This window comes from Bradyrhizobium sp. ma5, from assembly GCF_042258955.1.
Classification (GTDB): domain Bacteria; phylum Pseudomonadota; class Alphaproteobacteria; order Rhizobiales; family Xanthobacteraceae; genus Bradyrhizobium.
Map to the genome: position 1 here is coordinate 2,082,097 of NZ_CP170156.1, position 25,501 is coordinate 2,107,597.

General features: G+C 61.1%; 20 protein-coding genes and 7 pseudogenes. 13 read left to right on the forward strand and 14 right to left on the reverse strand.

Translation table 11 applies throughout. From position 1 onward, the window contains the following. Positions 1–274 precede the first annotated feature (274 nt). Positions 275–915, reverse strand: a pseudogene (locus tag ACE103_RS09655) (transposase); the annotation flags it as partial. Between the two features lie 191 nt (positions 916–1,106). Between ACE103_RS09655 and ACE103_RS09660 the strand changes: the two are divergent. Together ACE103_RS09660 and ACE103_RS09665 are read left to right on the forward strand one after the other, a co-directional pair. Then, positions 1,107–1,445 carry a transposase family protein gene (locus ACE103_RS09660; RefSeq protein WP_375781068.1) on the forward strand — a complete coding sequence of 113 codons (339 nt, stop codon included), beginning with the start codon at positions 1,107–1,109 and terminating at the stop codon, positions 1,443–1,445. After that, positions 1,442–1,870, forward strand: coding sequence for a transposase (locus ACE103_RS09665; protein ID WP_375781069.1), 429 nt, complete (start codon positions 1,442–1,444; stop codon positions 1,868–1,870). Before ACE103_RS09660 ends, ACE103_RS09665 begins: the two co-directional genes overlap by 4 nt. On the opposite strand, the pseudogene ACE103_RS09670 reads toward ACE103_RS09665, so the two are convergent. The 5 genes and pseudogenes from ACE103_RS09670 to ACE103_RS09690 form a co-directional block, all read right to left on the reverse strand. Beyond that, positions 1,806–2,030: pseudogene (locus tag ACE103_RS09670) on the reverse strand (ISNCY family transposase); the annotation flags it as partial. The gene ACE103_RS09665 and the pseudogene ACE103_RS09670 sit on opposite strands and share 65 nt — an antisense overlap. Before the next feature lie 592 nt (positions 2,031–2,622). Further along, positions 2,623–2,985 (reverse strand): ISAs1 family transposase, encoded by a 363-nt coding sequence (locus ACE103_RS09675; protein WP_375779224.1) that lies wholly within the window; start codon positions 2,983–2,985, stop codon positions 2,623–2,625. Positions 2,986–3,027: 42 nt separating this feature from the next. Continuing rightward, complete coding sequence (locus tag ACE103_RS09680; RefSeq protein WP_375779225.1) at positions 3,028–3,177, reverse strand: hypothetical protein; 150 nt, start codon at positions 3,175–3,177, stop codon at positions 3,028–3,030. A gap of 12 nt (positions 3,178–3,189) precedes the next feature. Continuing rightward, positions 3,190–3,588: a UPF0149 family protein gene (locus ACE103_RS09685; protein WP_375779226.1), complete on the reverse strand. Its 399-nt coding sequence runs from the start codon at positions 3,586–3,588 to the stop codon at positions 3,190–3,192. A gap of 202 nt (positions 3,589–3,790) precedes the next feature. Next, positions 3,791–5,300: pseudogene (locus ACE103_RS09690) on the reverse strand (IS66 family transposase). A 504-nt stretch (positions 5,301–5,804) separates the two neighbouring features. Here ACE103_RS09690 and ACE103_RS09695 point away from each other — a divergent pair. Further along, positions 5,805–7,895, forward strand: coding sequence for a recombinase family protein (locus tag ACE103_RS09695; RefSeq protein ID WP_375779227.1), 2,091 nt, complete (start codon positions 5,805–5,807; stop codon positions 7,893–7,895). 24 nt (positions 7,896–7,919) lie between these two features. On the opposite strand, the pseudogene tnpB reads toward ACE103_RS09695, so the two are convergent. The 4 genes and pseudogenes from tnpB to ACE103_RS09715 form a co-directional block, all read right to left on the reverse strand. Beyond that, a pseudogene (tnpB, locus tag ACE103_RS09700) lies at positions 7,920–8,189 on the reverse strand (IS66 family insertion sequence element accessory protein TnpB); the annotation flags it as partial. Beyond that, positions 8,186–8,635 carry a transposase gene (locus ACE103_RS09705; protein WP_375779228.1) on the reverse strand — a complete coding sequence of 150 codons (450 nt, stop codon included), beginning with the start codon at positions 8,633–8,635 and terminating at the stop codon, positions 8,186–8,188. The gene ACE103_RS09705 and the pseudogene tnpB, both read right to left, overlap by 4 nt. Before the next feature lie 93 nt (positions 8,636–8,728). After that, on the reverse strand, positions 8,729–8,854 hold the full coding sequence (locus tag ACE103_RS09710) for a hypothetical protein (RefSeq protein ID WP_375781324.1): 126 nt from the start codon (positions 8,852–8,854) through the stop codon (positions 8,729–8,731). A 61-nt stretch (positions 8,855–8,915) separates the two neighbouring features. Continuing rightward, positions 8,916–9,173: pseudogene (locus ACE103_RS09715) on the reverse strand (transposase family protein); the annotation flags it as partial. A 423-nt stretch (positions 9,174–9,596) separates the two neighbouring features. Between ACE103_RS09715 and ACE103_RS09720 the strand changes: the two are divergent. The 3 genes and pseudogenes from ACE103_RS09720 to ACE103_RS09730 all read left to right on the forward strand — a co-directional run bounded on the left by ACE103_RS09720 (position 9,597) and on the right by ACE103_RS09730 (position 11,092). Next, positions 9,597–9,899, forward strand: a complete 303-nt coding sequence (locus tag ACE103_RS09720) for a hypothetical protein (RefSeq protein WP_375779229.1) — start codon at positions 9,597–9,599, stop codon at positions 9,897–9,899. Then, positions 9,896–10,323, forward strand: a pseudogene (locus ACE103_RS09725) (type II toxin-antitoxin system VapC family toxin). The gene ACE103_RS09720 and the pseudogene ACE103_RS09725 overlap by 4 nt, the downstream one beginning before the upstream one ends. A 538-nt stretch (positions 10,324–10,861) precedes the next feature. Further along, complete coding sequence (locus tag ACE103_RS09730) at positions 10,862–11,092, forward strand: hypothetical protein (protein ID WP_375779230.1); 231 nt, start codon at positions 10,862–10,864, stop codon at positions 11,090–11,092. Between the two features lie 8 nt (positions 11,093–11,100). On the opposite strand, the gene ACE103_RS09735 is transcribed toward ACE103_RS09730, so the two are convergent. After that, positions 11,101–11,376, reverse strand: a complete 276-nt coding sequence (locus ACE103_RS09735) for a transposase (protein ID WP_375779231.1) — start codon at positions 11,374–11,376, stop codon at positions 11,101–11,103. A 913-nt stretch (positions 11,377–12,289) separates the two neighbouring features. Between ACE103_RS09735 and ACE103_RS09740 the strand changes: the two genes are divergently transcribed. The 7 genes from ACE103_RS09740 to ACE103_RS09770 all read left to right on the forward strand — a co-directional run bounded on the left by ACE103_RS09740 (position 12,290) and on the right by ACE103_RS09770 (position 22,176). Further along, on the forward strand, positions 12,290–14,299 hold the full coding sequence (locus ACE103_RS09740; RefSeq protein ID WP_375779232.1) for an acyltransferase family protein: 2,010 nt from the start codon (positions 12,290–12,292) through the stop codon (positions 14,297–14,299). A 425-nt stretch (positions 14,300–14,724) separates the two neighbouring features. Next, positions 14,725–15,132, forward strand: a complete 408-nt coding sequence (locus ACE103_RS09745) for a transposase (protein ID WP_375779233.1) — start codon at positions 14,725–14,727, stop codon at positions 15,130–15,132. Positions 15,133–15,309: 177 nt separating this feature from the next. Beyond that, entirely contained in the window at positions 15,310–16,173 is an 864-nt protein-coding gene (locus ACE103_RS09750; protein WP_375779234.1) for a tyrosine-type recombinase/integrase, read from the forward strand. 4 nt (positions 16,174–16,177) lie between these two features. Next, a complete protein-coding gene (locus ACE103_RS09755) occupies positions 16,178–16,546 on the forward strand; it encodes a tyrosine-type recombinase/integrase (protein ID WP_375779235.1) in 369 nt (122 codons plus the stop codon). Further along, positions 16,543–16,674, forward strand: a complete 132-nt coding sequence (locus ACE103_RS09760) for a hypothetical protein (RefSeq protein ID WP_375779236.1) — start codon at positions 16,543–16,545, stop codon at positions 16,672–16,674. Before ACE103_RS09755 ends, ACE103_RS09760 begins: the two co-directional genes overlap by 4 nt. Before the next feature lie 1,731 nt (positions 16,675–18,405). After that, positions 18,406–21,741, forward strand: coding sequence for a Ulp1 family isopeptidase (locus ACE103_RS09765; protein ID WP_375779237.1), 3,336 nt, complete (start codon positions 18,406–18,408; stop codon positions 21,739–21,741). Positions 21,742–21,996: 255 nt separating this feature from the next. Further along, positions 21,997–22,176: a hypothetical protein gene (locus tag ACE103_RS09770; protein ID WP_375781070.1), complete on the forward strand. Its 180-nt coding sequence runs from the start codon at positions 21,997–21,999 to the stop codon at positions 22,174–22,176. 310 nt (positions 22,177–22,486) lie between these two features. On the opposite strand, the pseudogene ACE103_RS09775 reads toward ACE103_RS09770, so the two are convergent. From ACE103_RS09775 to istA, 3 genes and pseudogenes are all read right to left on the reverse strand, one after another. Beyond that, a pseudogene (locus ACE103_RS09775) lies at positions 22,487–23,014 on the reverse strand (transposase); the annotation flags it as partial. 113 nt (positions 23,015–23,127) lie between these two features. After that, positions 23,128–23,904, reverse strand: a complete 777-nt coding sequence (istB, locus tag ACE103_RS09780; RefSeq protein WP_375781038.1) for an IS21-like element helper ATPase IstB — start codon at positions 23,902–23,904, stop codon at positions 23,128–23,130. A gap of 17 nt (positions 23,905–23,921) precedes the next feature. Then, the gene (gene istA / locus ACE103_RS09785; RefSeq protein WP_375781039.1) at positions 23,922–25,472 is read right to left on the reverse strand and encodes an IS21 family transposase; all 1,551 of its coding nucleotides are present in this window, start codon (positions 25,470–25,472) and stop codon (positions 23,922–23,924) included. Positions 25,473–25,501 lie beyond the last annotated feature (29 nt).

The following is a 25,501-nucleotide window of genomic DNA, read 5'->3' on the forward strand; positions in this document are numbered from 1 at the left end:
AAAATAGCCCCGAAATCGAACGTGATCGGAGTAGCCGACCCTGTCCCTCAAAGGGGAAGGAGGAACCGCAGGCCGCGATAACGCGAGCGGCCTGAGATGCTCCCGGGGTTCGTACGGTCAGCATGCAACCAAAGGAAGGAACGTGAACAAGGGAGATCCATCCGGTCCAAGCACAAGCTTGTAAGGCTGGCCGAGCCGATGAGGTGAGAAGGGTTTGATGACCGGGTTGAAGGCATACTGACTAATAGTGTGCGCTGGGCAGCGCATGAATCATGGGAGTTGAAGTCCCTTCGGCGCTCAAGGCCGAGCATGGCCGCCTCAATATGGGCGACGGTGGGCCGTTGGCGATCCCAGGACTTTGCCTTGTGGCGCGTCTCGGTATAGCCGCGCAGAACAGCCAGGTTCTCGATGGCGCGTCAGGGTGCGGATGTCGTCAGCGACCTCGTCGACTTTTCTGGCGAGAGGCTTGGTACCGGACAGACCGAAGATGTCGTCGATGCCGTTGTTCTTGCACCACGTCATGGCCTCCGGCCGACCATAGTGCCCGTCGCCACGGAACGTAATTTGCGTTTTGTGCCATCGCGTGCGGATATGCCGTACCAGCGGCGCAGATGGTCACGCACCTCGACGCCACCCGGCGTCTTGCCGGGGGTCGCAGCACGACCGCCACGGGCCTTCTCCGTGTCGTAGACGTGGATTGGCACGAAGCCGCGTTCGTCATAATGAGCGTTGAACAGCGAGATCTGCTGATGGCCCTGGACAACATCGCAGGTGTCGTCGATGTCCAGGGTGACGGATGCGGGCTCGCACGGATAACTATCCATCCATGCATCGACCAAAGTGTAGGTCAGTCGGATCAGTCGCGCAGGCGCGGAGCATTCTCCAGGCGCGACAGCGTCGGTTGGGAACACAGATATAGCGCGACAATCAGGGGCTCTTCCGCACATTTGGTGCAGGGTGCAGGATTCACGAACAGTGCAAATAAGGGATAAGGTCGGAATCGCATTCGACGCCGGTGATACGCCTTGCTCCATGCCTTCCGTTCACTGGTTTCCCCCGAGCTTTCGATTGTCCAGATCCTTCCCCAGACCGACAGGGTGGTGCTCGTGGCTCGGCCGAAGTCAGCGGTCTCGCTCTGCCCCTGTTGCGGCGGCCAGACGGGTCGCGTCCACAGCCATTACGGGCGACGCTTAGCCGATCTGCCATGGCAGGGTCGGGTTGTCGAAATCCGGCTTCAGGCGCGACGCTTTCGATGCGCGAATCCGCAATGCGCGCGTCGGATATTCACTGAGCGGCTACCGGCAACGGTGCGGCCGAAAGCAAGACGCACAACCCGCCTCGGCGAGAGCCAGCTGGCGATCGACTTGGCGGCCGGCGTGAGCCCGGCTCTCGCCTGTCGCGCAAACTGGCCATGCCAGTCAGCGGCGACACCTTGCCCCGAATGATTCACTCGGCTCCCTTGCCGGATTTCGTTGCCCCGACCGTCGTCGGCATCGACGATTGGGCTTGGCGTCGTGGCCAGCGATATGGAACGATCATCTGCGATCTGGAGCGCAATTGCGTGCTGGACCTGCTTCCCGATCGTAATGCCCACAGTGTTGCGCGCTGGCTGAAGCGCTGGCCGGGCATCAAGGTCGTAGCCCGCGACCGTGCGGGACTTTATGCTGATGGCGCACGCTGCCGCGCGCCCGACGCGGTGCAGGTGGCGGACCGCTGGCACCTGCTCAACAGTTTGGGTGAGACCCTGCGCCACGCGGTCGGTCGCCATCGTCACAACGTGGCCGCCGCCGTTCTGTCGCCTACGCGCCCGGATATTCCGCCTGTAATCTCGTCAGGAGCTCGGCGCCGGTTCGCCACGGCTCGGCCTTGAACCACTCCTGCAGCTGTGGGGTCGCCTGAACGAGCGGATCAGGGCGACGGCGACCTTGCTTCACTTTGAGGATCGGCCGGTCCGTCGGTCGAGAGCCGCTCTCTTTCCACGCCGTTCGCAAGCTGGCGAGGAACAGGTCGATCGGCGGTGCTGCAGCAGCAATCGAACCACCCGCCGGCTTCGTCGAGGAGGAGCGTTCCGTGTCGTTACGTCCGCATTGCTTTGTGATGTGGCGCGCGACGAACGCCACTCAGTCTTCATTCCGTGCGTTTTCGCGACGGGCGCTCCATCTGCGTCCTCGATAGAGGCTGGTCTGACCGAAGGCCGATCCTGGAGGCGGCAGAGCCGCAACTGTTCCTCGATCGAGGCGTCTCGCTGATTGTCCGATGAGTAGCGGGCGTAGAGCGCGACCTTCACGAGGTGACCTTCTTACTCCGGGAGGCGATCTCGCTTCCGGCTATCTGTCTCGGCTTGAACAAAGTCCCGCGCAGCCTGTCGCGCCAGCAGCCGGACCAAATTGACGAGGCGCGGATCGGGCTTCGACGACGCCGACACAGCCGGTTCGCGGGCCGCGTCGGCGACCACACGAAGCTTTTCGGCTGTTGTACGTCTCGGTCGCGCCACGATCGCGTCCTTGTCCTCGCGCGGAATACCCCGTTTCGCGACAATGATGACTCTAGTAACGGCGCAGCGCAAGATAGGACTGATTGTATCAAAGGCTTATGGTGAATCTGAGCGGATGCTGGGCAGGACTATCGCATATGAGTAAAGAGTTCGAAGAAGAAGTCTTTGCTCCACATGGCGCGGCGCATTTTGCCGCTGATGGATGTTTTGGAGGGATGCATTCGCAAGATGTTTTGAGCAAGGCGACTGATTACAGCGAAGTTTTCCGGTCCATAATCCTTGCGGGTACGTGCGGCATCCTCGTCGAATACGACGTCGAGAATCCATTGCAACTGGTTCTCGACGCTCCAATGCGCACGTACGACTTGGGCCATTGTTTCCGGCGAGAGCTTGCGCGAGAGCGCAATATAGCGCGTGGCGATTTCGCGCTTGCCGCTGGCCATGGTGCGTTCCGCTTCGATGCGACCAAGCGCCTTGAGGCCAGGCAGCAAGACGCGCGCCGCGGCCGGAGCCGGCACCACGCTGGCGCGACGTCACTCGATCCGGCCGTGGGCCTTCTCCTCCGTGGCCAGCGAAGGAACGGCGTCGCCGGCCTTTGCGAAGGCGCGTTCGGCCTCCGCGTAAAGCGGACCGTTGTTGGCCTTGAGACCGAGAGCATAATCGTAACCGGAATGAGCTCCCACGTTTGCGGGTGATCAGCGGGCGTAGCGGATCGGCATCCAGTATTGGCGCAAGGTCTCGACAGCCGCTGGAATATCGGCGTAGGCGCGCCGGGTCTCGCGGCCGTTTCGAGGCTGTCCGAGCAGCGGACGACCCTGATCGTCGCGACAGTGCAGCAGGATCGGCAGAAGCAGGCCGTGATTGACGTTGCTGGCGTCCAGCATTGGCGCCCACGCCAACAGCCTGAGCCGCATCGCGGCGTAGAATCCCTGACACCAGGGTCGCGGATCGACGCCACCATTGGCTTTGCGCCGGTGCATCGGCTCGAACTGACGAGGCGTAGTCGAAAGGATCTGGCTGATCTCGTTATAGCGCAGCGCGACGCGGAGATCGCGGCGAACTCCGGGGGCCGCCGTGGTTGAAAGTATCGGCATCGATGGCGAGCAGCGGGCAGATCCAGTCGAGTGGGTTTATCGACACCGGTCCGGTCACGATCGCGGCAACGTAGCCGTCGAGCATGGGGAGAACTGGTGGCGGCAGGATTCTGATCGACGCGAGCCTGGAGCCATTGCTCGAGCTCCGCAAGCGGCATCGCGGCGGCAGCCATCGACGATGAAGCTTTAGGGCGACGTGGGCTCATGCTGCAGCCTGTGCGATGTGCTGGCGCGCCGCCTTCCAGTTCCAGGCCAGCAGCTCGTGGAGCTGATGGCTCTTGGTTCGCCCGGACACGATGCGTTCCAACACGTCAGCCAGATAGGCCTGCGGATCGAGCTCATGGAGTTTTGCGGTGTTCACGATCGACGCCAGGATCGCCCAGCTCTCGGCACCGCCTTCGCTGCCGCTGAACAATGAGTTGCGCCTTCCCATGGCAATCGGGCGCATGGAGCGCTCGACCGTATTGCTGTCGACCTCGACGCGGCCGTCACGAAGAAACAGCGTCAACCCATCCCAGTGATTGAGTGCATAGTTGATCGCCTCCGCCAACTTCGACTGCGAGAAGAGCTGGTCGACCATCTCGGTCAGTCGCGCCTTGAGCGCCGCCATCAGCGGTGCTCTCCGCCTCGATAGCATAGACCGCCTGCAGGCGTTCGATCACCTCACGCGCGAATGGCGACTGGGTCGTCTTGTAGACCTCGACGAATTTGCGGCGGGCATGGGCGAGACAAAAAGCAAGCTGGATCGCGCCGCCATGACCGCGGGCAAGCGCCTTGTAGGCAGCATAACCATGTACCTGCAGAATGCCGGAAAAGCCCTTCAGTTGTCCGGCGATCTCCTCCGTGCCGCGGCCGTCAGCGAACACGTAGGCAACCGCCGGCGCCGCGGGGCCGCCCCATGGCCGATCATCCATGGCATGTGCCCAGAACTGGCAGATGCGGGTGCGATGTCGTCCGGGATCGAGCACCGGCATTGGCGTCTCATCGCAGAATACGCGCGGCGAGGTCTGGATCGTGCGCAGCTGGAGCTCATAGAGGCTCTTGAGCCACCAGGCTGCACGCTTCACCCAGCCGGCCAGCGTCGCCCGGTCGAGATGGATGCCCTGACCAGCCAGGATTTGCACCTGTCGGTACAGCGGCAGATACCAGGCGAACTTCGAGACCACCACGTGGCTCACGAGTGCGGTCGAGGCCATGCCGCTCTCGATCAGGCGCGGCAACGCCTTCTCCTGGACCACACCATCGGTGCAGCTGAGGCAGCCATATTTGGGACGGATCGTGCGTAGCACCCGCGGGATCGCCGGGATGATGTCCAGCACCTCGCTGACGTCCTCGCCGATCTTGTGGAGCTGACCCTGGCAGTACGGGCAGGCCGTCGCCTCCGGCTCCAGCACCTGCTCGCAGCGCGGCAGGTGTTTTGGGAGTGCGCCGATGTTGCGGCGCGCCTTCTTGCGCAGCTTGCCGGGCGGCTTCGCCGCAGGCGCATCGTCGTTGGCCTGCACAGGCAACGTGGCGTCGGTCTCGAGATCGCCCAGCTTAAGAGCGAGTTGCTCGTCCACGAGCACCGCAAGTCGCTCCGAGCGCTTCCCAAAGATCATCTCCTTGAGCGTCCGCATCGCCACACGCAGCTTCTCGTTCTCGGCGTCAAGCGCCAGCACCATCTCGGTCAGAGCTGACGGATCGGTCGGGAGAGCCTCGGGGCGAATCGCCATGAGCAGACGATACATCCGCGCGCCACAGGCTCCAGCGAAGTCTCCACCTCTCAGCCGACAACGGCCGGCTGCTTCACAGGCTTGGGTGAGACACGCGTCCACTCAAGCCCGTCGAGCGAGGGCACATCGAAATATCCCCTCTGGGGAGTCTGACGAATCACCTGCCATCGAAGTTACAGTGTGCGAACCGACGCATCCGCTGTTCGGCCGCACGTTCCGCGTCATTCGGCGCTCGGTTCATCGTGGCGGGGGCTTCCCGCTTTCGTACGAGGTCGAATATCGAGACGGTGCCAGCCTTTTGATTCCGCTCGCGGCGACCGAGCCACGGATGTCGATGGAGAATCGAACGAAGCTGAGCGTCGAGGCACTACACGATCTGACCTCTCTGGTTGAGCAGCTCGAACACGATGCCGATCGATCCAAAAGACCTTTGGGCCACGCTGTCAACGACACTGCAGCGCCAAATCGTCAGCGAGGTCGCCGCGGTGCTGGCGGAGGCAAGTCATGAAATCCGAGCTGATCAAACCGATACACCTGGCGCGACGGGCGGTCGTGTACATCCGGCAATCGACGACCCATCAGGTGGTGACCAACCAAGAGAGTCTGCGATTGCAATACGCGCTTCGCCAACGCGCCATCGAGCTCGGCTGGCCCGAAGCTGGCATCGACGTCATCGACGCTGATCTCGGCATCAGTGGAGCGTCGGCGGCTCAGCGCAGCGGCTTCAAGGAGTTGGTCGGACGTGTTGGGCTCAAAGAGGTTGGTCTGATCCTGTCGATCGACGTGACGCGCCTCGCCCGCAACTGCTCGGATTGGTATCCGCTGCTCGATATCTGCGGGCTGCACGGCTGCCTCATTGCCGACCGTGACGGCGTCTATGACCCTGGCAGCGCGAATGGTCGACTGCTGCTTGGCCTAAAGGGGACGATATCGGAGCTCGAGCTCCATACGATACGTAGTCGATTGACGGCTGGTCTTCTTGCCAAGGCGGAGCGCGGTGAGCTTGCGCTCACCTTACCGATCGGCCTTGTCCGCGATCCGTCTGGCGTCGTGGTCAAGGACCCGAATCTGGAGGTGCAAGAACGGCTCGAGCTGTTGTTCGAGACCTTCCTGAAAGTGCGCACCATTGCCAAGGTCATGCGTGAGTTCAACGACCGTGGTCTGGAGCTGCCGCGCCGCGATCGTCACGGCGATCTGCATTGGGCGCGGGCGACGACATCCGCGGTCGCAGCGATTCTGAAGAATCCTGCCTATGCGGGCGCCTTCGTCTACGGACGGACACGACTGCGCAAACCGTCGGACGGAAGATTGCCGACGAAGGTGCCAAAGCCGATCGAGCAATGGCGGATCATCGTCAAGGACCGCTATCCTCCCTATATCGCCTGGCAAAGCTACGAGAAGATCAGGGGCATCGTCAGCGACAACCGAGCAGAATACATGCGCAACAAGACCAGGGGTGCTCCACGTGAGGGCGAACTACTGCTGCAAGGCATCGCATGGTGCGGAAGATGCGGTCACAAGATGTACGCTCGCTACAAGGGGGGAGCCGAGTACGTCTGCAATCACTTGCGTTCGCATCAAGGGCTGCCGGCATGTCAATACATCCGTGCTCGCCGCGTCGACGCCGCCGTGGCGCAAGCGTTCCTCACAGCGCTGGCGCCGGCCGAGATCGACGCATTGTCGTGCGCTCGTCGCGCTCAGCAACAGGCGTACAAAGCAATGCAGAGTGGTGCCGAGCAGCAGCTCGAACGCCGGCGCTATGAAGCAGCGCTCGCCGAACGTCAGTTCAACCGCGTCGATCCTGACAACCGGCTTCTCGCCGCCGAACTCGAGTGCCGTTGGGAGGTGGCTCTGAAGGAGGTCCGAGTGGCAGAGGAGGCCCTGGCCCGTTTGAAGTCTCCCCAGGCTATCGCTCAGATCACCGTCGGCAACAAGGTGCTGAACGACAAAGTCGTCCGCCTCTCCGCCCGTCTGCCTGAGATCTGGACGGACCCGAGCACGACCGACGCGAAACGCAAGGCGCTGCTGCGCTGTCTTATTGACAAGGTGATCCTCGACCGCGGCGAGCACGACGTCGTCAGAATGAGGATCGTCTGGCGCGGCGGAGCCGTCACCGACATCGAGGTAAAGATGCGTGTCAACTCAGTAGCCGATCTTACCCAAGGCGCGGAGATGCGAGAACGCGTGCTTGAGCTCGCCCGCGCCAAGATGCACGACGACGAGATCGCTGCCAAGTTGACGAGCGAAGGACACCGGTCACCAAATTGCCCCGACAAGGTGCTGCCGATCACCGTTCAGCGCATTCGCTTGCACGCCGGCCTCAAGGGGCTTACCGAGCAACGTACACGATTGCGGCATTCAACCGACTTGCTCAGCGCACAGCAACTTGCAGGCGTATTGAACATTCCCGTGAACTGGCTCTACGTCCAGATCAGGCAAGGGCGCCTTTTGATCGATCGTCATCCTTCCGGCGCACATCTGTTCTCCAACACGTCGCGCGTGATTGAGGCTGTTCGAAAACTACGCAATCATGAACTCGATCAGCTCGATCTCAGAATCACTGAGCCTCACGAGGAGGGGCATCAACATGCGTAATCGAGCAGCATCGCGAGCTAGCGTCGCACTGAGATGCAGAACGCCGTCGCGGATCGGCGGCCAGGTGAAGCGTCCTTCGTGCAACCACTTCGTCACCAGCACCATACCGCTGCCGTCCCACGCCAGAAGCTTCACTCTGTCCATGCGCTTGCTGCGGAACACGAAGACGTCGCCGCAATACGGGTTTGCCCGCAGTGCTTCGCTCACCAGCGCCGACAGCGTGTGCACCGACTTGCGGAAATCGACCGGCTGGGCCGCCAGCACCACCTTGAGGTCGGACCGTAACGCGATCACCGTATGCCCCGAAGCGCCGCCAGCGCCGTCGCAAGCGTCGCCAGCTCCACGCCTGGCTCGACGCGGATGCGCGCCCCATTCAACTCGATCTCGACCGCCCCGCAGGGCTTGGCCGGCGGCGCGACGATCTCCAAAGACGCCATCAGTGCCGGCGAAATACGCTCAGACTCGCCAGCTGTCCCGCCACTGCTCTCGGCATCAATTTGGATCGGCACGAAGTTCGGCGCCTTGCCGGCAACCGCCGCCGTAACCTGGCGTCGCCACACCGTGAGCAGCCCGCGGGAAACGCCATTGTGCCGCGCCACCTCGGAGATGTTTGCCTCCGCCTCAAAGCTGTCCGCCACGATCCGGGCCTTCTCCTCGCCCGTCCATCGTCGCCGCCGGCGCTCCCCGGTGATCACCTCGACGCGACGAAAAGCGTCACCTTCCTGCCTGGCATCAAGCATGGCATTTACCATCGCGCCACCTCTACCGATCAGCTCATGCCAGCCTGTATCGCAGGCGAGCCGAAGGATGGCGAGGTGGGTGCCTCATGCCGGTTACGCATAATCAGCCTTGGTGTCCAATACCGCCTGGGCCATCGCCGGATGGCAATGCAGTGCATCTGCCGTCACGGTGCAGCCCTTGAGCACAAGGCTGCCCAGCAATTCCAGGGTTGCGGCCACCTCGTTTCCGCCGGGCGCGCGCTTGGGCCAAGGCCACTCGTGTCTGGGTGTCCCAGATGCTCACCATCAGTGGCGGCAGGTAAGCCCGTCCCTTCTCGTAGCCGCGCCGCAGGCTTTTGCCGTCGATCGCCACAACCCCCGGCGCCGGCCTCAACCCCAGCTCCGCCCGCAGCGCGGTCATAAAGGCCGTAAACGCCTTCGCCAGTTCGTCCGGATCGAGCAGGCGGAACAGGCGACTGAGGGTATCATGGCTCGGTGCCCCATGTGGCAGATCGACGATCGCGGAAAGCTCTTCCACGCGAGCTTCAACGCTCCGCACAGCGTCGCCGCCAGAGTCAAAAACAGTATAGTTCCAATAGGGTGACGAGCATTGATGTCGTGTGGGTCGCGCACTTCTCGCAATGTCGAGATGTAAGACACTGCATCGGGCCTTCTCCGCAAAGAGAAAGCCACGACAGAATCTCTCAAACAGCGATCCGCAAGTCGCGTTTTACTCATATGCGATTCCCCTGGGATGCTGGGGGACAGCGCAGCGGCGGGGCACGGGTTGATCGTCGTCGTAGCTTAATATTTGGGTGATCGGCCGCCCTTGGAAGAGGGGCGTCTTGTCATGGTGGCAACCCCGGGGGCACCCATGCCTTGGAGAGGCCATCTTCATTTGGCGAGACCGATAACAATTCCGCCAGCCTTGCGATCCAAAGATAATGTCGTTATATATCTGGATATAGAACGCAGGCACGCGATGAGCAACAGTGCGCAGAAGAGAGCCCTCGAGAATTATCGGTCCCGCCTGACTGAGCGAGGCATCGCGCGGTTCGAGATCCAGGCGCTCGACGTCGACCGCGATCTGCTTCGATCCCTTGCCCGGAAATTAACGGAGGACGGTCCGGAAGCCGTCCAGCTTCGCCGGACCATACGGCGGGCAGTGGCGGGTGAGCCTCCAAAAGCGGGTGGTATTCTCGCTGCGCTGCGTCGCTCACCTATGGTCGGCGCGGATCTCAGCCTCAGCCGTCCGCGAGAAGAGGGACGTAAGGTCGATCTGTGACGCGCTACCTCCTTGATACCAATATCATCAGCAACATCATAAAGCCGGAGCCATCGGACTCGCTGCTGGCTTGGATGGGTGCTCAGAAGGACGACGACCTCTTCATTGCTTCGCGTACCGTCGCCGAGATCCGCCGAGGCATTCTCGAAAAGCCAAAAGGTCGAAAGCGTGAGGCGCTTGACGCTTGGTTCGCTGGACCTGAGGGGCCTCAGGCCCTGTTTGGAGGCCGGATTCTCTCGTTCGACGAGAAAGTTGGCCTGATATGGGCGCGGCTCATGGCCGATGCCAGGACCAAGGGGCGACCTAGAAGCGCGTTAGACACCATCATCGCTGCGATTGCTGAGGCAACCACTGCGTCGTCGTGACAGACAATGAAAAGGACGGTGTTCAGATCATCAACCCGCTTCGCAGCTCTGGGAGTTAGTTGGGACGTAAGACAGGTGGCGATAGCTCGAACGGTCCGGCCGATTCACTTCGAGGATTTCAGCGGCCCCGAGTTTGGACGACTGGTGTTCGCCTATCACCTCTGTGATGGCTGGACCGATCTCGCTTGGTGGCCAAACGGGCCGCGACCGAGGGCGCGACATCATCGGCACGCCCGTTCGACGACCAGCCGGAAGAACGCACCGTCATTCAATGCGCAATCGCGGCAGCCTGACTCAGGCGAAGGCCGAGAAGGATATGGCAGCTGCGGTCAAAGCTACGACGGGCAAACCTGGCGCTTTCAAGTTCGTGTGCCGCGGCAGCGTCTCGGCCCAGCGTCGCGACGAGATCCGCTCAGCAGCCGCGAAACTCGGTGTCCCTAAAGTGGCAATCTGGTCTGGCCCAGAGTTTGAGGGGCATCTCCGGCATCGAGCCCAATTCCTCCTGCGGCGCCTGGTCGAGGGCGTTCCGGTTCCTGACACAGAAACGGAATTGCGTAAATTTGTTGCCCAATCCCGGATATCGACGACGAGTAGGCTTTGACCATGCTCGCTTGTGCATTTGGCCGCCCGGCTTTGCGAACACCGTTTCATCAGGAGGGCAATCTTCCCGCTTTCCAGCAGGCAATCGAAGACACAATTCGCGTTCTCAGCAGGGGCATCTGGCAAACACGCGAAGGCGTCGAAATCCATCGACTTCCGTCGCTTCATCACATTAGCGACGGCGGCATCCGCCGCGCTCTGGAGCTCACGGTCCATGAACTGGATTAGTTTCGCCATTACTTCAAAACGCTGCTGTCCTCCTCGTAGCCGAAGCAGATCGCGAACGCGCGCGCGGAACATATCCACAAGGCTGTGTACGACCCGCGTCGGATCGCGCCGCGCCGATCCGGGAACACCCGGGCCAAATTGTCAGCCAAACCAATACGCCGCTCGGCCATCGCCAGAAGCATCACGCCCCCATTCGAGGTCAGGCGCCCACCATCGAAGGTAGCTGTGACTTTCTTGGCGTGAATGGCTGGAAACGAGAGGAGCAGAATCGTATCGTCGGTCATGGTGGGCGTGGTGTTCGCGGTTGAAGGTGATGGGATTGGCTTCGCAGCCGAATCCTACGCCGCATCAGCGCTTTACGCCACGCTCGCTCGGCTGGAAGCTTGGCCATTGCCGACTTCAGATATCCATACGGCCCAAGTTTTACTTCAGTTGATGTATAACCACTTTATCTCGTCGAGCCAGTTCGTAGTGCGCGCGAAGCGTTCGCGATAGGCATCGTTGACGGAGAGGTCCCATGCGAGCATCCGCGATTCGATCAGCTCGGCCTCAAACGAGCACGCGGTGAAACTCCCCCTGCTGAAGACCTCTCAAATCCCCTGTCCGGCACAACGGTCGTGCATTCGTCCACCGTCCAACAAAAGCGCAAAGGCCGCACCCTTTTCATTCCCTAGAATCGCATAATAATGAAGCTTATCTCCCTCCCTGTATCCACGGCGTGGAAGCTATCCATCAGAAAAATCGATTTTATCAATCGTATCGAGTGCTGCTAGTCAAGGCGTCGGTTGAGATAGAATTGTGGAGCATAGCAGGTAATGAAATTGATTGCCGAGGGCCGTCGGTCAGGCGTGCGCGCTCTGCTGGCAGCTCGGCCTTGCCGGACGCGTTCGTTCAACGTCACCGCAGCAAGAATGTCAGCATTCCAATTCCAAGTACACAATCTCGATGGGCTCGTTGCCAAGAGGATTCAGCACAACGGGCGCGCCTAAGTTGCGAAGGAACTCACGCGCGGACCCGATGGGTTCCGACGTGTTGTGGCAATCGAGAACGCGGGTCATTTTCACCGCCGGATTATCGTCGGCGAGAAGTTGCGGAAAAGGCGAGTATCTCGACGGGAACGGCGCGGCCGAATTTATGCTCGACCTCGTCAGCGCGCTGGAGAAGACAGCTGCGTTTCACGCCTAGAGAGGAGTAAAGATGGACATTGGCGGTGGAGCAGGCGAGCTCAATGTCGGTATCGTGCGTGCGCTTGGTGCCGACACGCCGCATTTTCGCGGATATCGTCCCGACATCGACGGATTGCGCGCGGTCGCAGTCATGGCGGTGATCGCCTATCACGCATTCCCGCGACTGATTCCGGGCGGTTTCGCCGGCGTGGATATCTTCTTCGTCATTTCTGGCTATTTGATCACCGGGATTATTCACCGCGAAATGCTGGAGAAGCGCTTCAGGTTTGCCAATTTCTACGCCCGTCGCGTCCTGAGAATATTTCCGGCGCTGATTGTCGTCGTTGTCGCGCCCTTCATGGTCGGCTGGTTTGTCTTGCCGGTGGGCGAGATGGAAGCGTTGGGAGCCAACATCAAGGGTGCGGCGGCGTTCATAGAAAATTTCGTCCTTCACGAGCAGATCGTCGGATATTTCGATCCTGCCGCGGAGCGCCTGCCACTGCTGCATCTGTGGTCGCTCGGAATCGAGGAGCAATACTATATCGTGTGGCCGGCGGCGCTTTGGCTCATCTCGCTTTGGCCCGCGCGGCGCGTGCTCATTGTCTTGGCCCTTGCGCTCTGCTCCTTCGTGGCCTGCGTTTTGACGCCTCCGGTCGATTCGGCTTGGGCATTTTATTCGCCGACGACCAGGGGGTGGGAGCTTCTTGCCGGAGCTCTACTCGCGTTGTGGTTACCGGAGGACCCTGGTGTCGTCCGTCGTCAGTTTGACACCGCGCTCGCCTTTGCTGGACTGGGCGGCGTCGCGTTCGCGTTCTGGGGGCTCAGTGGCAGCAGGCCTTGGCCAGGCTTCCTGACATTGGTTCCCGTGCTGGCAGCGATGACCTTGATCGCGACTGCGGGCACGCTCGTTCATCGTCGTCTATTGTCAGCGCGGCCGATGGTTCTCGTCGGCCTCATCAGCTATCCGCTTTATTTATGGCACTTCCCGCTCATCGCCTTCGCCAAGCTGAACGCCGGTGGAGTAACGGTGCCCACGCTGTCCATGTGCGGGCTTCTCGTCCTCAGCTTCCTCCTTGCGTGGTTGACCTATCGCTTCGTCGAACGACCCATCAGATTTGGCAAATCAACGATCGAGTTGAGGGTCGCACCTCTTATTGTCGCGATGGTGGGTATCTGGTTGATCGGGTTTGGCGCCGTCAATACACGCGGCCTGCCGGTGCGCTTCCCGGAATCAATTCGTGGCTTTATGCTGTCGGGCAGCGAAACCTCGATCTACTGGCGACCGGGCAGGTGCCTGTTGCTGCAGAAACCTGCGTCGGAGTTCGCTCCCGAATGCGCCGGTAACGGCGGTCATCCGCTGCTATTAATCTGGGGAGATTCGTATGGCGGGGCTCTCTATCCCGGATTGCTGCACTTTGCCCGTGAGCGAGGGTATGACGTTGCCCAGTACACCGCTTCGGCCTGCCCGCCATTGATCGGATACGCGCTCGCGGAGCGGCCGTTGTGCAAAAGCATCAATGACGATGTCGTCGCGCGAATTGGCAAACTGCATCCCGATGTTGTGATTCTCGATGCGACTTGGGGACAGGCCGAGCCGACGCTAAGCGCGGATTTGCCGCGTACGGTCTCACAGCTCAAGGCTGCGAATATCGCACGTATCGTTCTCATGGGGCCGCCGCCAAGCTGGCAGGGTGGGGGGTTGTCGGCCAATGTGCTGGATTACTACAGACAAACAGGGACGGTCCTGCCGGCGCGGACCTTCTATCGCTCGAACGACGAGTGGACGCGAGGCAGGGATGTCATGCTGAGCGCGTTGTCGCGCAAGCTTGGCATCCACTACATCTCGGTGCGCAATATCTTCTGCAATGACGATGGCTGCCTATCGCGGATCGGGCCGAACGAGTCGGAATTGACCGCATTCGACCCCGGTCATCTCACGGTGCCAGGCTCAATGTTCCTGGTTGGCCAGACATTGGACGAAATGCTCGACCCGGCTGTGCCGCTGTCCCATCAATCATCGTCCGCGGGGATGCTGCGGTAGGAGTGGATGCTGAACCTCGTCCCGCCGATCGAGTAGTCCTCACCGCTGCTGGCCTCGATGTCAAATGTCTTGACCAGCTCCTTCCAAGCGTGCCTTTCGCACCCACGGTCGGGAGCGCCTGATTGTAACCGGTATGAGCTCCACCGTCCGGGGTGATCAGCGGGCGCGCGGGTAGCGGATCGGCATCCAGCACTGGCGGAGCGTCTCCACAGCCGCTGGAATATCGGCGTTGGTGTCAGGGCTGTTTCGTGGCGGCCCGAGCAACGGACGGCCTTGATCGTCGCGACAGTGCCGCAGGATGGTTAGCGTGTAGGTCACCCCACATAGCGGGTGGCGTTTGATTGTCAGAGAATCTCCTGGTGATTTGTTCCCAGGAGATCATGTGAGCGAACATAGGTCTGACGCTAAGAAACTTCGAAGTTATCATGGCGACACCTGAGCGGCTTTCGGTTAGTCCGGGGCGGAGCTACCGTACATGGTCGCGGGAAGAGAAGGAGCGGATCGTCGGTGAAACGTTCGCGCCGGGGGCGAGCGTGTCGGCAATTGCGCGCGCTCACGGGCTTGATTCATCGCAGGTGTTTGCGTGGCGACGCAAGGCGCTGGCCTCGGGAATGGTCGCGCCGCTTTCCGAGCGAGCCCGACCGGTCAAGTTCGCGCGTTTTGAAGCCGTGGCGGGCGAGACGATGGAAATCGTGGTCGGCGATGTCGCGGTGCGCATCGGTAGCGACGTGGAGCCTGAGCGCCTTGCCGCGGTCATCCGGGCGGTTCGGCAGGCATTCAAGTTTACGTGGCCAGCACGCCGGTCGACTTCCGGAAGGGAGCGACCGGCTTGATGGCGCTGGTGCGAGATGGCGGAGCCGACCCATTCTTATGTGTCGGACGAGATTATGTGGCAGAGGCGCCCTAACGCCAGCCAGGGCCGGCCACGGCTGGATTCCTCCGCCACATAATATTTCGTGCCCCTCGTGTGGACGCGGGATCCCCCTGCGCCGTAACGCCGGAGGGGCACAATGCTCGAGTTCTATTTTTCGTACCGCGGGGTGCTTAAACGCCTTCGTGACGGGGCGCTCGGCGCCGAGATGGATCGCATCGCGGGGCACTTTTTCTCGCTCGGTTACAAGCAAGCATCCGCTAAACTTTATCTGAGCCGGATCGCGCGGTTCGGCCGTTTTGCTGCAGCACATTGCGGTTCACGGCCGATCGGCGAAGCTATCGTCGATAGCTATCTATGCACATTCACCACGGACTCACCGCGGATTGCGGCAGTGTCTGCGCTCCAATACGCGCGACGGGTGGCGCCCGAACGATTCATTGCTTCGACGCCCATTGTAGTCGATGATCCGGACGCTCCGCTTTTGCGCTCCTTTTCTGACTATCTGAGCAGGGTACGAGGCCTTGAGCCAAGGTCCCGCGATGGCGTTCTCTTGGGCGCACGGCGCTTTCTGGATTGGCTCCGCCATCGCCATCCTGGCCAAGACCTCGAGGCGTTGACGGCAGAGCATGTCCTTGCCGCTGTCGAGTATCGGCTGTCGCTCTCGGCGACCTCCGGCACTCGCACGACGGCGATCTCTCACATCCGAACGTTTCTCCGCTTTCTGCATTGGGGTGGCCACCACGAGCAGGATCTGGCTCCCGTCGTTCCAAGAACGCCATATTGGCGACTGGCCCATTTACCGCCCCGGCTTTCGTGGGATGATGTTCGCCGCGTCATCGATGCGGTCGGCAAGGCGACGCCGATCGACCTTCGCGATCGAGCTGTCCTGGTGTTGCTCGCCACCACAGGCATTCGCAACGGCGAGCTACGCGCTCTTCAGCTCCGGGATATCGACTGGCGCTGGCGAGGTTTTTGTCCGGCGCACCAAGGGCAAGCGTGACCGAGTGGCCCCGCTCATCGAGGAGACCGGCGCCGCGCTAGCCGACTACATCCTGCGGGCTCGACCGAAGGTCGATAGTCAGCATCTGTTCCTGTCCGTCACGCCGCCCGTGGGACCATTCAAGTACGCGTCGTCTGTTTCGAGGATCGTGCGGAAGCGATTGCAGCATGGTGGGATCGAGCTCGGTCGCGTCGGAGGCGCACATCTCCTGCGCCACAGTCTAGCCACCCAGCTCGTGGGGCGACGAAGGCCGATCAACGAGGTCGCCGATCTTCTAGGGCACCGAAGCATCAACACAACGGCGCTGTACGTGAAGGTCGCGGCTTCGCAGCTCGCTGAGGTCGCGCTCCCCGTTCCGGGAGGCGCCGCATGACCGCCTTCGCCGCATTCCTCGGCGACAAGGTCGAGCGCTACATCGATCTGCGCCGCTCCCTCGGCTACGCCTTCAGAATGATCTTGCCGATCCGTTCCCGCAGTTCAGGCGCCAAATTGGCAACGTGATCGGGCGCACTCCCGAATTCCTGATTCAGAAGGCTTTTATCCACGTGGCGCTGGACCGCGCTTCGGCGCCGACCGAACGTACCGCGTTGCCTTGGAGGATCGCCACATCCGCGAGCATTCGGACAAAATCTACGCGCCATGCCGGTTGAACAACCTGCCGTTCAATGCGACCGGCTTGCTCTGGGACGCTTCGAGGGACGCTGGCTGCGTGGCAGGAAGTTCATTACCCCGAGCGCGCCGGCCGAGAAATATGGAAGGGCAGCTATCTCAAGCCATGATTTTATCACGCTTGCATGCATGCGAGCGGAAATACTCGGTGACAGGTCAGCACCAGTCCAAATGCAAGCGTTCCCATACGAAGCTTATCTGTCGATCAGCTGACGAGCCGCGTTGAAGAACACCTCGCTCCTTAAGCTTGCATAGACCGCGAATGATTGAGCCCGGGACAATCCGCGAAGGAGCATCGTACCGAAGATCCAGCCTTGTCGGAGCAGCATCGTCAAAGTCGCTCAATGCGATCCATAAAGGTGTGCTGAACCGCCGCGGCGGCGGCCCACAGTGCGCATGTAGGCCAGCTGCGCGACGATCTGCGCGTCACAGGCGCTGAGCGCGGCGCTATCGTCTACATTTCCGCAGCGCAAGTGTCCTAGGTTGAACCTCCGTAGCGCGACTTCCCAGGGCGAATCGAGAATTGGCGAGGGCGAGCAAACCAAGACCCGGCGCGAACCGGGGGGTAGATCGAATAGGGGTTCCGAGCATGCACTCTTCTGTGCGTCAGCTTGTTGTCAGCTCGCTCGCTTACCGTTGAACGAAGTAGCGACGAAAACGAAAGACATGTCGAGACAGATTCGTCCGCGATTATTTTGCTTGGTTCATGGATTGGGCGCTCTTTTCCGCGGAGGACCGGCCGACTGAGAGTCTCGATAAGAACGGAACGTGCATGAAGGCTATCATATTCATGTCCTGCGTGCCGGACGCGAAGGGGATAGGGAAATGGGAGTGCGCTCCCGTTTCGCCTAGAACGTGCGGGAAGCATGGGTCGATCGTTCGAGACCGCAGTGCCGGGGCTGAGAGCCGGCACACCAAGATACCCCTACTGATGGAGCTCAGGCGGCGCCGTCAAGCTAACGAATTAGAGCGGCCGGGGGTAGACGAGCGGAAAGCCGACGGCGCGGGACTCTCTGTTACCGCCGGCTGTCGCTTGCACTTTCCACACAGAGGGCACGTGATGCGCCATCCAAGCAGCTAGCTTCGCGGGATAACCGAAGCGATTCGTACCGAATGCGAGGGGCGTCAAATTGAAGAGCTGGACCAGGACGTGCAGTTCGTGCAGTTCAAGACCAATCCGGGCATCATCCTGGCACCGATGCGGCGGGGCAGGTTCAATCCGATGTCCCGCATGCTGTTGCGTTCGGATGCCGCAAGCATTCTCTTGCGCTGTTCTTTCGAGATTGTTGTGAGTGCGGGCCCGCAAGTGTCCCAGCCTCTCCGATCAGCGGGATCGTCCCACGGCCGCGCTTTGGCGTCCGGGCCTGACCTGCTGGGTAGGGCGAACGAATTGTTCTGCGGCAGGTACCAGCTGGGCTGGTGTGAGGAATGCGCGAACTGGGAGGTGCGTGAGACGGCTGTCCTCCTTTTCTGGTTGCCGAGCCTAGCATCGGCTTTCTGAGGCTCGTGTCACTGTCGAGAGTGCGCCCGAGGAATCATCTGATCAGGGAGAGTACTGTGGAAATGAACCATAGCGATCCGAACTATTGGAACAATTGGTACGCTGAGCAGCAAGAGCTGCTGCGTGTGAGGCAGGAATCGCACGACGTGCCGGCGGACCAAGCCGGCTTTGAGCAGCAGCTGAGCCACCTGCAGCTCAGCTCATCGGAGGAGGGGTCCGCCGAGCTGAGCTCGCCCGACAATCAACGGGCCATGGAAGTATCCATGCTCACTGGCCTCGGCGGCTCGATGCGGATGCCGCCGCAATCCAACCCGCAGGATAATCGGTTCAGCAGTATCCGGCACAGTGTCGACATTCCTCGCGCTCACTTTGACGCGGCCATGCAAGGTTCTCCAGCTGACTTACGCAACAGGGCACTGGGTAGCATGCGCGACACAGCGTCATCGGAACCGAAGCCTGCGGCGCGCACGAAGGATAGAAAGGGCGGTGGACTGCTTTCTCAGGTTAAGTCGGGGCTTGGCAAAGTGTTTGGAGGAAGTCGCGGTGAAAGGCCGTTGGGCGGCTCAGCGTCGGATGCAGTCGATTCAGAGCTTCGTATCTTCGCCTATAAGCGCACCCGTGCGTCCGAAGAGGACACAGCCCTCATTTCTGAGTTCGTGCGCGCGGCCGCAGGAAGTTATGCTTCCAGCACCCTTCAGAAGATGGTGGAGCAACTGAACCGATTCAGCGAGTTCCTCAACTCTAAAAACTTGACACTGGCCGGTCTGGTTGAAAGCCCTGTTCAGTTGAACGCCCATGCGGATGAGTTTGTGAACGCGGGGGGCGTCAAGCGAGTGCGTGCGGCATTGGAAGCGGTTCGGAAGTTCCGTGCCGGCGAGTTGTTGCCTCGGCCTCCCGCGCCAGCTCCTCGTTCTCAGCCGCCTGCTCCTACCGGAGACGCGCTACTCATTCACCAGTTCGCGGCAGCAGCCAGGGCACATGAGGTGCCCGACAAAACTATCAGGTCTCATACGAGGATTCTCAATAGCTTTTCTAAGTGGCTCACGGCCAACCAGAGGCCATCCCTGACGGCTCAGTTTCGAACCGAAGAAATAGCCGAAGACATCATGGCATTCTGCGACGAGAATGATCCCGAGGGCCGCCTCTTTACGGCCCTCGATTATCTCCGAAGGCTTCAGCCTGACGGGGCAGGGTTCGAAGCGCTCGGACCCGGGCCCCGCATGATGGGGCGCCGTACTTTGGGCGCTTATGAGAGCGACGCCAACATGATTGACGACGCGACCAACGAAGCCTTGCGTAAGCTTGGACCGGCCGCGACTGCCAAAGAGAGGGCGCCTTTCCTCAAGATCGCTAGCAATCAGCGCAAGCTTAGTGAGTGGCTGCAAAGAGAGGGCAAGGAAAGCATAGCGAGTCGACTCAACGGCAATGAGCAGCAGAAAAAACAACTGCAGAAAGATATTTCGGAGTTCAAGCGAGCCATTGGCCAACCGTACATTGGGTTGGGTATCAACAAGCTTCGGCATCCCCAGGGCGATGAACTCCAGCATGGGCTGCATCCTTATGACGACGACGCCAACATCATCGATGGCTTGGTCGAGGAAGAGTTGAGCAAGCTCGGATCCGGCCGGACTTCCAAGACCGTCCGCAATACTGCTTCGGGGCAACGAAAGTTCAGTGATTGGCTCCGAACAATGGGCAGGGAGAGCATCGCGAGCCGGATCAACGGCGATTGGCATCAGCGCGATTCATTGGACAGAGATTACCGGGAGTTCACGCAAGCCGAAGGCAACGTTGGCATTGGCTTCAAGAGGCTTGCGCAGTATGTGCAAATCGTCGAGGCAAACAGGGCGCTGGGTGTGACCTTCCCTCAGCAGAGGGCTGACGCGAACTCAACCTCAACCTGGGTGCGAGATTTGCCGACTCCGCCGTCCGAAAGTGGGTGGCCGCCAGTGCTAGGCCCGGTTGGGCAGGCCGGCTTGCAGGAACCGGCTGGGGCGAGCTCGACCTGGTCCCCGCGCGTGCCGTCCGACTTTGATCCAAGGGAGTGGCCAGGTCCGGAAGGCGCGCCTGCTCGGTCGTCAGAGATCTACCGCGGTCTTGGATCTATCGCTGATTTGCCGTTCACACCGCAGGATGTGCGTGATGATGCTCATTATGCGCCGCCGGCCCGGAGCGAACCAGCTCGATCGTCAGAAATCTACCGCGGTCTTGGATCTATCGCTGATTTGCCGTTCACACCGCAGGATATGCGCGATGATGCTCATTATGCGCCGCCGGCCCGGAGCGAACCAGCTCGGTCGTCAGAAATCTACCGCGGTCTTGGATCTATCGCTGATTTGCCGTTCACACCGCAGGATGTGCTTGATGATGCTCATTATGCGCCGCCGGCCCGGAGCGAACCAGCTCGGTCGTCAGAAATTTACCGCGGTCTTGGATCTATCGCTGATCTGCCGTCCACACCGCTGGAAATGCGTGACGATGCCCAGTCAAGGCCGGTGCTCAGCCCTGCCGGCAGACCGCCGTTCTTCATCAGTCCATCAGGCATGCCGCAGGAGCTCGAGGATATCGGATATCTCGTCGGCGAGGATTGGCAGCATGGCTCGCAGCCGGTGCCGGACTTGCTGCTCGATGTATTGGACAATAAAATGCTGTTGCCGAGTTCGCGAATGGCTCCCCAGCCGGTCTCTATCAACGGCGAGACCTACTCCATCGCATTGGGGCCGCGAGGAAGCCGCGACGCGCAGCTGATCCATCACCCTGGCCCGTCCTCGGTTCCTGATGCCCGGATCGGCGCTTCGACTGCGAGTGCCTCTGCCGGCGACCGCAGCGGACGGGTGCTCGGAACCACGGAATGGCTGGGTGACGAACATATCGCGAGGGATTACGAGCTCCTTGCGCAGGAGTTGCAGCAAAGCAATCCAAATCTTGCCGCCCGGACTCGGTTAGTGGATCCTCTCATCGCCTTTCAGGTGGGCCAGGGTACCAACGTCGACGCGCTTGGCGCATTCCATCGCATTGTCGATGATCGGAATGGTAACGATACAGCCGACTTCCTGTTCATGCCAGTGAACGATGCCGGCGCGGATCCTCATCTCCGCGGCAGCCATTGGTCGTTGCTGCTGGTGGACCGCCGCGATCGCGACAGGCCAGTTGCCTATCACTACGACTCCGCTCGGGGATACAATGACAGACCCGCAGCAATGCTCGCAAGGCGGGTGGGGGCCAACCTGCAAGACGCTCCCATAAGCCAGCAAAGAAACGGTAATGATTGCGGCGTCTTTGTCGTGGACAGCACCCGGGCGCTAGTTAGTCGATTGGCGGCAAGACGTCAGCCAGACCTGAACCTTGGCAACCTCGTCGTCGATCGGCAGGCACTGCAAAACCGTCTCAGGGGCTGACCGCGGTACGGCTGTGGGACGCGTCCGACGACTCTGGCGCGTCCCATGCGGACTTCGGTTGGTTGGTAGAGCTGGCTGGAGCGGCTCTTGGCGATCTGATCCGTTCTTATGTGTCGGACGAGATGATGTGACGGAGGCGCCTTAACGCAAGAGCAATCGCGGATCAGGTTGCAGCATATCCCGCGGCATCGAAGTAGTTTTTGCATTCGGTTTGGATGAAGCAGTCGATGAGGCAAGCCATACGCCGCAGCTGACATCAAGTTGCTGAAGCAGCATTCGAAGGTAAGAACGCCGGTCGGAAGAATCGCAAAGCTGATGAAGCGGTCGGAAGGATCTCCCAGGCAGAAAGCCTTGAAGCTTGGAATTGGTCTTGGCCACCAGCGCTCGATGCTGGGATCCAGCCGTCAGCTACTCGGCGTCAGCGCGAGTAAGTGAAGCGCGCCGCATGCCGCGAAAGCTTTTTCGTCGTCCGTGAAGAATGCAGACCGGCTTGAGAGATAGGGTAAGACCGTCGTCTAATAGCGGCATTTGCAAGCGTTTTTTTGCACGGGACGTTGTTTGCCGGGAGCATGGTCGTCTACGCGGTCGGCATGAGCCGCCGCATCATGGCGCTTCGCGGGATAGTTCTTCCAATGTATGTCACGCACTCCGAGCAACCTCGTCGTGCAACGGTCTTAACGGAATGGACCAGCCTACGTCCCGGCAGGGACGCCTCGTCACGCCATGGGCGCTTTCGAGTTCGTTTTCAGGCGGTAGCTGCCGCACTTTTGAATAGTTCGCCGGAGCGTAGCATCGCATGCATGATGACGGCGAGCTTGCGGGCCACGGCAACAGCGGCGCGTTTGAAGCCGATCTTCTCGCGTAATTTCATGCCCCAGCTGCGCACATCGCCGTCTGTGTGGCTGCGGGTCAGGATTACCACCACGGCTTCATAGAGGAGCGAGCGGACATGGATATCTTCGCGTCGGGAGATATGGCCGTCATAGTCGACCTCGCCCGACTGATAGCGTCGCGTGGTCAGCCCCAGCCAGGCGCCGACCGAGCGCGAATGTTTGAAGTTCGCTGGATACTCGACGGCGGTCAGGTAGGCGGTGGCGGTAATCGCACCGACGCCGGGGATCGACATCAACAGCTGGCATTGCTGGCTCCGGCGTGCCTCCGCGAGGAGCCGCCGGGCCAGTTCGGCCGCCTGGCTGCGTAGGTTTCGCCATGCCTCGAGCAAGGGCAGGATGATTCGGGCGAGAGCGGCATTGTCGGCGAGCAGGGAGCGAACATGCTGCGTATTTCGCAAAAACGGGACAGCGGTTTCGCTAACTGACGGACAGCAGTTTCGCTAAATCGCGGACAGCGTGGCGGCGCTGGCTTTTGGTTGCCTGGTTGTTGAAGTCAGTTGGTATTCGTTTCGCTGTTTTCGACGTCGGTCAAGGGGCGCGCAGCTTTTTTCCTTCGCATGCTGTCGCCTTCGAGGGCGATACGGTGGGAGTTGTGGATGATCCGGTCGAGGATAGCATCTGCGATGGTTGGCTCGCCGATCATGTCGTGCCATTGGGCAACGGGCAGCTGAGCGGTAATCAAGGTCGATTTGCGCCTGTAGCGCTCTTCGAAGATTTCGAGGAGATCAAGGCGCTGCTGGTCATTGAGGGTGTGGGTGCCCCAATCGTCGAGGATGAGCAACTGGACACGTGCGAGCTTATCGATGAGGCGCGGGAAGCGACCATCGAGACGGGCCATGGCGAGGTCTTCGAACAGGCGCGGCATACGCAAATAGAGGACGGAATGATCGAGCCTGGCCGCCTGGCGTCCGAAGGCGCACGCCAGCCAAGTTTTGCCAGTCCCGGTCAGGCCGGTGATGATGAAGTTCTCATGGGCTTTCAGCCAGGCGCCTTGCGCCAGCTGCAGGGTGTTGCGCCGGTCAAGACCGCGGCGGGACGCGAAGTCGACGTCTTCGATACAGGCGTCGATGAAGCGCAGCTTGGCTGCGGCCAGCCGATTGGTCAGGCGCCGGTCGGCGCGCATGGCGGCTTCGCGATCGAGCATCAGGCCGAGCCACTCGTCGCGGCTGAGATCGGCGGCATTGTCCTGTTCGGCCAATTGCCGGTAGGCGGCCGCCATTCCGGCAAGGCCGAGCGCCTGCATCTGGTCGAGGGTCGGGTGGGTCAGCATCGCGATGGTCCTTTCCTTCATTGATAATAGCCCCCACCACGGATGTTGGCGTGCGAGGGGGTGGCTTTGACGGGGGCGGCAGCAGGGCTCGCGCGGTCGAGCCCGGATTTGAGGATCGCGCTCACCGAGGAGTAGCTGATCGCGTTGATGACGAGTGCCCGCTCGCAAGCTGCTTCGAGCCGATCGCGCTCGTAGCGCCGCGCCAGGGCGATGATCCCCATGGCGGAGCGATAACCCTGCTCGGGATGCGGGCGCTCACGCATCATCCGCTCGACCAGCGTGGCGGCGTTGACGCCGATCCGCGCTGCCATCTTGATCAAGCTCGCCGGCGTCATATTGGCGTAACGCTGATGGGCCTTGGGCATGTGCTCGTTCACGGTGACATGGCCGCTGCGCTGAGAGCGGCGCACATGGCTGGCAACACGCGTGTGATCCTGGAAGATCTCGACGGCTCGATAGGTGAGCCGGACGTCCACCCGACGGCCGATCAGCCGGTGCGGCACCGAGTAAAAGGTCTTGTCGACTTCGACGTGATAATCGGGGTGGACCTTCGCCGTTTTCCATTCGGCGTATTCGAACGGCTCGCCCGGCAACGGCGTCAACGCAGCGCGCTCGATCTCCTCGAACAGCTGCCGGCGGGATTTGCCGATATGGCGCATCGGCCGATGGTTCAGCTCCTCCAGCAAACCGGCGATCGCAGTATTGAGATCGGTCAGGTTGAAGAACCGCCGATGGCGCAGCCGTGCCAGAATCCAGCGCTCAACAATCAGCACCGCGCCTTCAACCTTGCCCTTGTCGCGCGGCTTGCGGCTGCGGGTCGGCAAAATCGTCGTGTCGTAGTGCTCGGCCATGGCGGCAAAGGTTTGGTTGAGCGTCGGCTCGAACCACAACGCCTTGACGACCCCGGCCTTCAGATTGTCGCAGACGATCGCCCTGGGAACTCCGCCGAAGTACGACAAGGCCCGGGTCTGGCCTTCGATCCAATCTGGTAGTCGCTGACCGAAGCTCCCCATAGCGAAGGTCAGCGACGAGGCCCCGAGCACCGCGACAAATATCTGCGCCTGACGGATCTCGCCGGTTTGCGGATCGATCACCTCCACCGTCGGACCCGCATAGTCGGTCTGCATCACTGCACCCGCCGCGTGGCGATGACGGAAGGTCGGGTTCGCCCGGCGCCGATAGGCGTCAAACTTCTCGCAGAACCACGTGTAACCATAGCCGTCGGGATGCGCCGTCCGGTATTCCTGCCACAGCAGCGTCAGCGTCACGCCCTTGCGCTTGAGCTCCTGCGCCACCCGTGGCCACTCAGGCTCGCTCAAGTCCTGCGGGGGCCGCCCGACCCGCCGGAACAAGGCTCGCTGCAAGGCCGCCTCGCTCTCGTAAATCGGCGGCAGCGGCCAGCTCAAACCCGCTTCACGCGCTCGCAGCAGGTAGGTGGCAACCGAACTCTTGCTGATCTGCAGCCGTTCCGAGATCTCCCGAACCGACAGGTCCTGCTCGTACGTCAGCCTCAGGATCGATCGTAGGTCCTTCACAGTGGTTCGTTTCGCTTGCTTCCGTCTCGGCATTGCCCCTCTCAAACTCACAGCTTGAGAGA

Coding starts and splice junctions, on each gene's coding strand:
- ACE103_RS09665 (WP_375781069.1), top strand. CDS start 1,442: ATGATTCACTCGGCTCCCTTGCCGGATTTCGTTGCCCCGACCGTCGTC.
- ACE103_RS09685 (WP_375779226.1), bottom strand. CDS start 3,588: ATGCCGATACTTTCAACCACGGCGGCCCCCGGAGTTCGCCGCGATCTC.
- ACE103_RS09695 (WP_375779227.1), top strand. CDS start 5,805: ATGAAATCCGAGCTGATCAAACCGATACACCTGGCGCGACGGGCGGTC.
- ACE103_RS09705 (WP_375779228.1), bottom strand. CDS start 8,635: ATGCTTGATGCCAGGCAGGAAGGTGACGCTTTTCGTCGCGTCGAGGTG.
- ACE103_RS09720 (WP_375779229.1), top strand. CDS start 9,597: ATGAGCAACAGTGCGCAGAAGAGAGCCCTCGAGAATTATCGGTCCCGC.
- ACE103_RS09735 (WP_375779231.1), bottom strand. CDS start 11,376: ATGACCGACGATACGATTCTGCTCCTCTCGTTTCCAGCCATTCACGCC.
- ACE103_RS09740 (WP_375779232.1), top strand. CDS start 12,290: ATGGACATTGGCGGTGGAGCAGGCGAGCTCAATGTCGGTATCGTGCGT.
- ACE103_RS09745 (WP_375779233.1), top strand. CDS start 14,725: ATGGCGACACCTGAGCGGCTTTCGGTTAGTCCGGGGCGGAGCTACCGT.
- ACE103_RS09750 (WP_375779234.1), top strand. CDS start 15,310: ATGCTCGAGTTCTATTTTTCGTACCGCGGGGTGCTTAAACGCCTTCGT.
- ACE103_RS09760 (WP_375779236.1), top strand. CDS start 16,543: ATGACCGCCTTCGCCGCATTCCTCGGCGACAAGGTCGAGCGCTACATC.
- ACE103_RS09765 (WP_375779237.1), top strand. CDS start 18,406: ATGAACCATAGCGATCCGAACTATTGGAACAATTGGTACGCTGAGCAG.
- istB (WP_375781038.1), bottom strand. CDS start 23,904: ATGCTGACCCACCCGACCCTCGACCAGATGCAGGCGCTCGGCCTTGCC.
- istA (WP_375781039.1), bottom strand. CDS start 25,472: ATGCCGAGACGGAAGCAAGCGAAACGAACCACTGTGAAGGACCTACGA.